Raw genomic sequence first — 7,920 nt, 5'->3', positions numbered from 1 at the left:
ATCCCGCCCGGCACGGCAACGCCGTACGCCTCATTCAACCTGGACAAAACGATCTGCTCGCTGCCTGAGGTTGACACAGGGAGTGTCATACCAGCTCCTCCTCCCGGCTCGGCGTCTGCGCCTTCTCCACCGAGAACTGGCGATCGAGCTCCGCGCCGAGGCTGCGCAGGATCTCCAGAACCAGGCCGACCACGATCAGGTAGACACCGATGTCGAAGGCGACCGACGTGGCGAAGTGGACGTGCCCGACCAACGGCAGGTGCACGTCGAGCAGGGAACTCTGCAGCACCTCGCCGCCGGCTGCCATGGCCGCGATCCCGGTGCCGACCGCGGTCAGCAACCCGGTGCCGAGCACCAGGCCGGCGTCGACCGGCGCGGCCGCGTTCAGCTCCGGCTTGCCTCCGGCCAGGTAGCGGACGGTCAGCGCCAGCCCGGCGACCAGCCCGCCGGCGAACCCGCCGCCCGGCGCGTTGTGCCCGGAGAAGAGCAGGTAGATCGAGAAAAGCACGATGGTGTGGAACAGGATCCGGGCCACCACCTGCAGGATGATCGACTGACGGCGGGCCTCCGGGGTGTCACCGGCCCGCAGCCAGCCCGCCGCCGGGAAGGTCCCGGGCGAGGTGCTGCGCCCCTGCAACGCCTCGGTGCGCCGGAAGATCAGGCTGGCCACCCCGGTCGCGGCCACCACCAGCACCGAGATCTCGCCCATCGTGTCCCAGGCGCGGATGTCCACCAGCGCCACGTTCACGATGTTGGTGCCGCCGCCGTAGGAGACCGCCAGCGCGGGGAAGTCCACCGAGATCGGCACGGCCTGCCGGCCGGCCACCGCCACGTACGCCATCCCCGCGGTGACCAGGCCGACCGCGACCGCGAGGCCGTTGCGGATCATCCGGCTGCCGCGCAGCGGCCGAGCCGAGAAGCGGGCCGGCAGCCGCCGCAGCACCAGCACGAACATCACGATCGTGGCGGTCTCCACCAGGAACTGGGTCAGCGCCAGATCGGGCGCGCCGTGCAGGACGAACAGCACGGCCACCGCGTAACCGCACACCCCGACCAGGATCATCGCGGTCAGCCGCCGCCGCACCCGGGCCGCCAGCAGCGCCGCCGCGACCACCACGGCGCCGGCCACCAGCTGCAGCGGGGTGTCCCAGAGCCGGATCCCGGCCGGCCACGATCCGCCGAGCGCCAGCGTGGCCGAGCCGATCACGACCAGCACCACCAGGATCACGCCGAGCGAGAACGGCAGCGAACCCCGCTGGGTCGCGCCGGTCACCTCCACCGCGGCCCGGTCCACGACGGCCATCAGCCGCCGGTAGGCGTCCTCCGCGGCCGGCAGCCGCCGGCCCGGCCAGCGGTCCCGCCCCGGCCCGGCGAAGATCGCCAGGCCGACGGCGATCACCACGATCGACAGCAGCGGCGGCAGGCCCCAGCCGTGCCACAGGCTCAGATGGTGGTCCGGGCCGGCGAAATCAGCGGCGTACGGCCGGAGCACCCGGTCCAGCGGCGCCACCACCAGTCCCGCCCCGACCCCGGCCACCGCGAGCAGCCCGGCCGGTGTGGTGAACCGCCACCCGGCCCGCTGCGGCAGGGTCACCGGCACGTCCGGCTTGTGGGCGAACGCGCCCCACAGGAATCTGAGCCCGTAGGCGACCGTCAGGCCGGACCCGGCGACCAGGGCGAGCAGCACCACACGCTCGATGACGCCACCGTGCTCGAAGGCCGCGAACAGCGACTCCTTGCCGACGAACCCGGCCGTCGGCGGCACCCCGGCCATCGACGCCACCGCGACGGCCGCCACCACGGCCAGTCCCGGCATCCGCCGGCCGAGGCCGCTCAGCTCCCGCAGGTCCCGGGTGCCGGCGCTGTGGTCGATCACCCCGACCACCAGGAACAGGGCCGCCTTGAACAGGGCGTGCGCGAGCAGCAGCGCGCAGCCGGCCAGGGCCGCTGTCCGGCTGCCCGCCCCGAACGCCACGGTGAGCAGCCCGAGCTGGCTGACCGTGCCGTACGCCAGCACCAGCTTCAGGTCGTGCTGGCGCATCGCCGCCCAGCCGCCGAGCAGCACCGTCACCGTCCCGGCGGCCACCGCGACGGCCCGCCACCCACCGGCCTGGGTGAGCACCGGCCCGGCCAGGCCGATCAGGAACACTCCGGCCTTGACCATCGACGCCGCGTGCAGATAGGCCGACGCGGGCGTGGGCGCCGCCATCGCCGCCGGCAGCCAGAAACTGAACGGGAAGATCGCCGACTTGGACAGCGCCCCGGCCAGGATCAGCACCGCCGCGGTCGTCAGGTAGCCGCCGTCCGGCAGCGGCCCGGCGGTGATCTGCGACCACCGGTAGGTGCCCGCGTGCTCGCCGAGCATCACGAACCCGACCAGCATCGCCAGCCCACCGACCGTGGTCACCACCAGCGCCTGCATCGCCGCCCGGCGGGCCGCCGCCTGCTCCGGGGAGTGGCCGATCAGCAGGTAGGAGAAGACCGTGGTCAGCTCCCAGAACACGTACAGCACGATCAGGTCGTCGGAGACCACCAGGCCGGTCATCGCGCCGGCGAAGCCGAGGAACACCGCGGCGAACCGGCCCAGGTCCGGGTCGCGGTCCGGGAAGTAGCGCACGCAGTAGGCCAGCACCACCGCGCCGACCCCGCCGACGATCAGCAGCATCAGCCAGGACAGCGGTCCGGACCGCAGGGCCAGCGAGACGTCCAGGTGCGGCACCCACGGGTACGTCTCGGCGCGCACCCGCCCGGTGCCGGCGACCGCCCAGACCGCGGCGGCGGCCGGGACCAGGGCCAGCGCGTACAGGGCCCGGTTGCCGGCGGCGCGGACCAGCGGGACCGCCAGGACCGCGGCCACCGCGTGCAGGATCAGCAGGAGCAGCACGGTCAGGGCTCGATCAGGCCGGCGCGGATGGCGTAGCGGGTCAGCTCCTGGCGGTCGCGCAGACCCAGCTTCTGCAGGATGTTGGAACGGTGCCGTTCCACCGTCTTGACGCTGATGTAGAGCAGGTCGGCGATCTCCCGGGTGGAGTGGCCCTCGGCCACCAGCTTGAGAACCTCTTCCTCGCGTTCGGTGACGACCCGGGCGGGAATGGCGGTTCCCGCCCGGGCCCGCTCCAGGTAGTCACGCACCAGCGCGGTCACCGTCCGCGGGTAGAGGAACGGCTCGTCCCGCATCGCCGCGTGGCAGGCCTCGACCAGATCCGTGTCGGCGGCGGACTTCAGCACGTAACCGGCGGCGCCGACCCGCAGCGCCTCGAAGAAGTACTGCTCGTTGTCGTACATGGTGAGGAACAGCAGCTTGAGGTCCGGAGCCGAGCGGGACAGCTCGCGGGCGGCCTGCAGGCCGGTCAGCCGGGGCATCGCCACGTCGAGAATGACCAGTTCCGGTTCGGCGGCGCGAGCCAGCTGCACCGCCTCGGCGCCGTCGGCGGCCTCGGCCACCACCTCCAGGTCGGGCTCGTTGTCCAGGATCAGCCGGACGCCGCGGCGTACCAGCGCGTGGTCGTCGGCGAGCAGAATGCGCGTCGGCCGGTTCACGCCGGCACCCGCAGCCGGACCTCGGTGCCGGTGCCGGGCGACTCGACGCTGAGGCCGGCGCCGATCAGCAGGGCGCGTTCGCGCATGCCGCGGATGCCGGCGCCCTCGGCGGCGCCGCCCAGCCCGCGGCCGTCGTCCTTGACGCACAGCTCCACCCCGCCGGCCCGCGGCCGCAACCGCAGCTCGACGGTACGGGCGGCGGCGTGCCGGGCCGCGTTGGTCAGCCCCTCCTGCGCCACCCGGTAGACGACCAGCTCGGCCTCCCGGCTCAGCCGCGGCAGATCGGAGCCGACCTGGCGGCGCACCGACAGCCCCGCGGTGGTGAACTCGGTCGCCAGCGCGCGCAGAGCGCTCGCCAGGCCCAGCTCCTCCAGCACGCCCGGGCGCAGCCGCCGGGCGATGCGGCGAATCTCGTCGAGGCTGTTGCGGGTGCTCTCCTGCGCCTGGCGCAGCTGGTCACGGACCGGCGCCGGCGCGGTGTCGGCGACCCGTTTGAGGTCGAGCAGCACCGCGGTCAGCGTCTGCCCGATCTCGTCGTGCAGCTCCTGGGCGATCCGGTGCCGTTCCGCCTCCTGCGCGCTCAGCGCCCGGGCGGCGCTGGTCGCGCGTTCCAACTCCAGGCGGTCCAGCATCGCGTTGAACGCCACGATCAGCGCGGCGGCCTCACCGCGGCCGCGCACCGCCAGCCGGGTGCCCGGCCGCAGCAGGTCGACCGTGGTCATCACCCGGGTCAGCCGGGCCAGCGGCCGCAGCCCGACGCGCAGCAGCACCGCGTTGGTGACCAGCATGACCGCAATCCCGGCGAGCACGATCAGCGCCTCGGCCAGCCGGGCCCGGGTGGAGATCGTCACCGGGCCGAACAGCAGCACCAGCGTGGCGACGGCGAGCACCGCCGCGTTCAACGTGAAGATCCGTGCGAACAGCGACATACCCACCACCCTCCCCGGTCCGCGCTGCCGATGCGGCCAGCTTTCCGGCCCGCGGCCTGCGCGTCCATCCGTGCTGACCCCCATCCGGCCGCAACGCTCGCAGCGGGGTGTGGCCGTTGCGGCCCGGAACCACGACAGGTTCGTGACAACAATCAGGGGGGTGGACGACCCGATCGTCGAGGCGCTGCTCGGCGTACCCGAGCCGGCCCTGCGCTGGCAGGTCCGCACCCGGGTGCTGGGCGAGCCGGACGACGCCGCGCTGCGCGCCGAGGTGCGCGAGTCCACGCTGGTGCGGCGGCTGCTGGCGCCGGTACTCGGACCGCGGCCGCCCGGCGTCTACGCCAAGTGGCAGGGCGCGCACTGGGTGCTCGGCGCGCTCGCCGACCTGGGCTACCCGCCGGGCGACGAGACGCTGCACCCGCTGCGCGAGCAGGTGCTCGCGGTGTGGCTGGACGAGTCGTACTACCGCACCTTCGAGGTCAGGTCGAAGGCGGCCAGCTACCGGCGGGCGGGTGTGCCGGTGATGCACGGCCGGGCCCGCGCGCACGCCTCCCAACAGGGGTACGCGCTCTGGTACCTGATCACGCTCGGGCTGGCCGACGAGCGGTGCGACCGGCTCGCCGAGCGGCTGCTGTCCTGGCGGTGGCCGGACGGCGGCTGGAACTGCGATCGGGTGCCCGGCGCGGACACCTCGTCGTTCTGCGAGACGCTGCTGCCGATGCGGGGGCTGCACGCCCACGGGTCACCGCAGGCGCGGGAGGCCGCCGAGGTGTTCCTGCGCCGCCGGCTCGCGTTCCGGGCGAGCACCGGCGAGCTGATCCGGCCCGACTTCGTCCAGCTGCACCACCCGCTGTACTGGCACTACGACATCCTCGGCGGCCTGCGCGGGATGGCCGAACTGGGCCTGCTCGGCGATCCCCGGTGCGCGGACGCGCTCGACCTGCTCGAGTCGATGCGGCTGCCCGGCGGGTGGCCGGCGCACGCCCGGTTCCACCGCACCTCGGCGGAGATCGCGCTGCACCACGACTGCGCGGACTGGGGTGGGGCGAGTAGCCGCCGGCCCAACCCGTGGGTGACCGCCGAGGCGCTGGCGGTGCTCCGGGCCGCCGGGCGCGGCTAGGTGCTGCCGGCCCGGGTGGTGGGGCGGGCGGCGGCGCGGACCTGGGAGACCGGGCGGAACCGGTCGTCGAGGGTGACCAGCAGGCTGATCAGCACGATGAAGAACAGCGCGGTGGACTCGTCGAGGCTGCCGCCGTACCGGTCGGCCAGCCGGCCGGCCGCCCAGATCAGGGCGGCGTTCATCAGCACCCGCAGGCCGAACGCGGCGAGCATCGACTCCAGGCTCGCGGCGCGCCGGGCCACGGCCAGGCTGATCGCCGCGTTGACCACCACGAACGCGGCGACGCCGAGGAACAGCTGCAGGTCGGTCGAGCGGCGGCCGGGCAGCACGTGCCCGTAGACCAGGCAGAGCAGGCCGATGAGCGCGATCTTCTCGGCGGTCGCCGACGACAGCACCCGGCCGTGCGTGGCGACCCACCGGTCCCGTTCGGCGACCGTGTCGATCTCGGCGGGCAGCGGGTCGGCGGCCACGTGCCGGCGCCACGCCGGTTCGGGCAGGCGCGGGCGCACCACGAACCAGCCGACCAGGGCCAGGCCGCCGAGCAGCAAAGCCAGGACCGGGATCAGAACCGGGTAGGCGGCCAGCGTGTCGGTGACGTCCAGCTGCGCGACGTGGATCCAGTACTCCTGCGGCAGCTTCACGAAGACCCAGATGCACCCCGCGGTGATCACCCAGGCACGCAGGCCCACGCGCGCCGGGTCCCAGCGCAACCGCACGATCTCGTACGCGATGAAGAAGTACTCGAACGTGTTCGGGAAGATCATCAGCAGCGGGCGCCAGTCGGTCAGCTCGAACAGCACCACCCCGGCCAGCCGGTAGAAGAACAGGAACCGGGCCACCAGCAGCGCGGGCCGGCTGGTCCAGTTGCGCAGCACCGACAGGTAGGCGACGGACAGGTAGAACATGTCCATCGCCTTGTCGTAGCCCTGATAGCCGGGCGGGTCGTAGCCGAACCACTGGAAGATCGTCTGGTCGATGCCGTCGAGCACCAGCGCCACCACGATCGCCGGCAGCGGGAACCGCGGGATGAACAGCGGGACCACGAAGCGTGCGCCCACCACGGAGCCGAACAGCAGCATCTCCTGTGCGCCCATCCGCGGGTCCTCCGACCACTCAGCGGGGTGTCTCCGGACCCGCATGCTCGCAGCCGCCGCCGGCGCTGTGATCCTCCGGTACGGGTGAGAAATCGGCGATCACCTAGGATGCGCTGAATGCAGGTGCCGGCCGTGCTCCCGATGCGCGTGATGACCGTCGGGGAGACCCTCGACGCGGCCACCGCGCTGCTGCGGGCGCGGGCGTTGCCGCTGCTCGCCCTGGCCGCCGTCCTGGCCGGCGCCGAGCAACTGCTGCTCACCCCGCTGCGCGCCGAGGCCGGCCTGCCCGCCCCGGTGTTCCTGCCGTCCTGGGACGACGACGCCGGGCCCTGGTGGCTGCTGGTGGCGACCGGGCTCACCCTGGAAACGGTGATCATCGCGGTGCTCGGGGCGTACGCGGGCGCCGCCGCCGGCCCGGCGCTGCTCGGCCGTACCGTCCCGCATCGCCGCCTGTGGCGCCGCACCCGCCCGCTCTCCGTGCTCGTCGTGATCGTGCTGCTGGGCCTGCTGTCCTGGCCGGCCGCGCTCTTCGGCCTGCTGCCCTGGATCGTGCTGTACGGGCTGTTCGGCCTGGCCGTGCCGGTGCTCACCCTGGACCGGGCAGGCGGCCCGTTCCGGGCGCTGGGCCGGTCCGCCGCGCTGTCGGTGCGGGCCGGCGGCCGGGTGATGTGGACCCGGCTGCTCGGCTACCTGGTCTGGTTCGCGATCCGGTTCGCGCTGGGCACCGGCTGGACCGCGGTGACCACACTGTTCGTCACCACGGTCCGCGGCGAGTGGCTGGAGTTCGCCGTGCCGATCGCCTACGCGCTGGCCAACACCGCCGCGTACGCCGCGCTGGCCTGCCTCGACGCGGTGCTGCTGGTGGAGATCCGGATCCGCACCGAGGGGCTGGACATCGCGCTGGGCCGCCGCCGCGCCCGCGGTGAGGACGAGGCGGCCGGGCTGGCGGTGGCCCGGTGACCCGGGACTACGACGAGTTCGTCGCGGACGTCTTCGACGTGGTGCCGCCGCCGCTCATGCTGCTGTTGCTGCTGGTCGTCACCTCCCTGGTCGCGGTGCTCTGGTACTGGTATCCGGCGTGGATCCCGCGCCGCTTCCCCCGGCTGCGGGCGCCGCGCCTGCGTACGCCCCGGATCCGTCTGCCGCGCTGGCGTCTGCCGCGCTGGGACTGGCGCCGCCTGCTGTGGTGGCGGCGCCGGCGCAGGAAGCCGGCGAAGCCGGCGCCGCAGCCCGGCGC

At 73.7% G+C, this 7,920-nt stretch carries 6 protein-coding genes and 1 pseudogene; 3 read left to right on the top strand and 4 right to left on the bottom strand.

Going from position 1 to position 7,920, the window contains the following annotated elements; all coding sequences use genetic code 11:
• Positions 1 to 85: 85 nt before the first annotated feature.
• The 3 genes from AB0F81_RS49550 to AB0F81_RS49540 are packed head-to-tail and all read right to left on the bottom strand — an operon-like array spanning position 86 to position 4,469.
• Positions 86 to 2,884, bottom strand: a complete 2,799-nt coding sequence (locus AB0F81_RS49550; RefSeq protein ID WP_360211140.1) for a Na+/H+ antiporter subunit A — start codon at positions 2,882 to 2,884, stop codon at positions 86 to 88.
• Positions 2,885 to 2,886: 2 nt separating this feature from the next.
• Positions 2,887 to 3,540 (bottom strand): response regulator transcription factor, encoded by a 654-nt coding sequence (locus AB0F81_RS49545; protein ID WP_360211138.1) that lies wholly within the window; start codon positions 3,538 to 3,540, stop codon positions 2,887 to 2,889.
• Positions 3,537 to 4,469 (bottom strand): sensor histidine kinase, encoded by a 933-nt coding sequence (locus tag AB0F81_RS49540; RefSeq protein WP_360211136.1) that lies wholly within the window; start codon positions 4,467 to 4,469, stop codon positions 3,537 to 3,539. Before AB0F81_RS49540 ends, AB0F81_RS49545 begins: the two co-directional genes overlap by 4 nt.
• A 142-nt stretch (positions 4,470 to 4,611) precedes the next feature.
• On the opposite strand from AB0F81_RS49540, the gene AB0F81_RS49535 reads away from it, so the two are divergent.
• Positions 4,612 to 5,589, top strand: a complete 978-nt coding sequence (locus AB0F81_RS49535) for a hypothetical protein (RefSeq protein WP_360211134.1) — start codon at positions 4,612 to 4,614, stop codon at positions 5,587 to 5,589.
• Here AB0F81_RS49535 and AB0F81_RS49530 read toward each other — a convergent pair.
• The gene (locus tag AB0F81_RS49530; RefSeq protein WP_360211132.1) at positions 5,586 to 6,683 is read right to left on the bottom strand and encodes a hypothetical protein; all 1,098 of its coding nucleotides are present in this window, start codon (positions 6,681 to 6,683) and stop codon (positions 5,586 to 5,588) included. The two genes, AB0F81_RS49535 and AB0F81_RS49530, sit on opposite strands and share 4 nt — an antisense overlap.
• A 117-nt stretch (positions 6,684 to 6,800) precedes the next feature.
• Here AB0F81_RS49530 and AB0F81_RS49525 point away from each other — a divergent pair, with 117 nt between their 5' ends.
• Entirely contained in the window at positions 6,801 to 7,643 is an 843-nt protein-coding gene (locus AB0F81_RS49525) for a hypothetical protein (protein ID WP_360211130.1), read from the top strand.
• A pseudogene (locus tag AB0F81_RS49520) lies at positions 7,640 to 7,920 on the top strand (hypothetical protein); the annotation flags it as partial. The gene AB0F81_RS49525 and the pseudogene AB0F81_RS49520, both read left to right, overlap by 4 nt.

It is taken from the genome of Actinoplanes sp. NPDC024001 (genome assembly GCF_040638955.1).
Lineage (GTDB): Bacteria > Actinomycetota > Actinomycetes > Mycobacteriales > Micromonosporaceae > Actinoplanes.
This window is presented reverse-complemented; position numbering and strand designations above follow the sequence as displayed.

Excerpts from the sequence above, each read along its gene's own strand:
- AB0F81_RS49525 (WP_360211130.1), top strand. The coding sequence starts at position 6,801 with ATGCAGGTGCCGGCCGTGCTCCCGATGCGCGTGATGACCGTCGGGGAG.
- AB0F81_RS49530 (WP_360211132.1), bottom strand. The coding sequence starts at position 6,683 with ATGGGCGCACAGGAGATGCTGCTGTTCGGCTCCGTGGTGGGCGCACGC.
- AB0F81_RS49540 (WP_360211136.1), bottom strand. The coding sequence starts at position 4,469 with ATGTCGCTGTTCGCACGGATCTTCACGTTGAACGCGGCGGTGCTCGCC.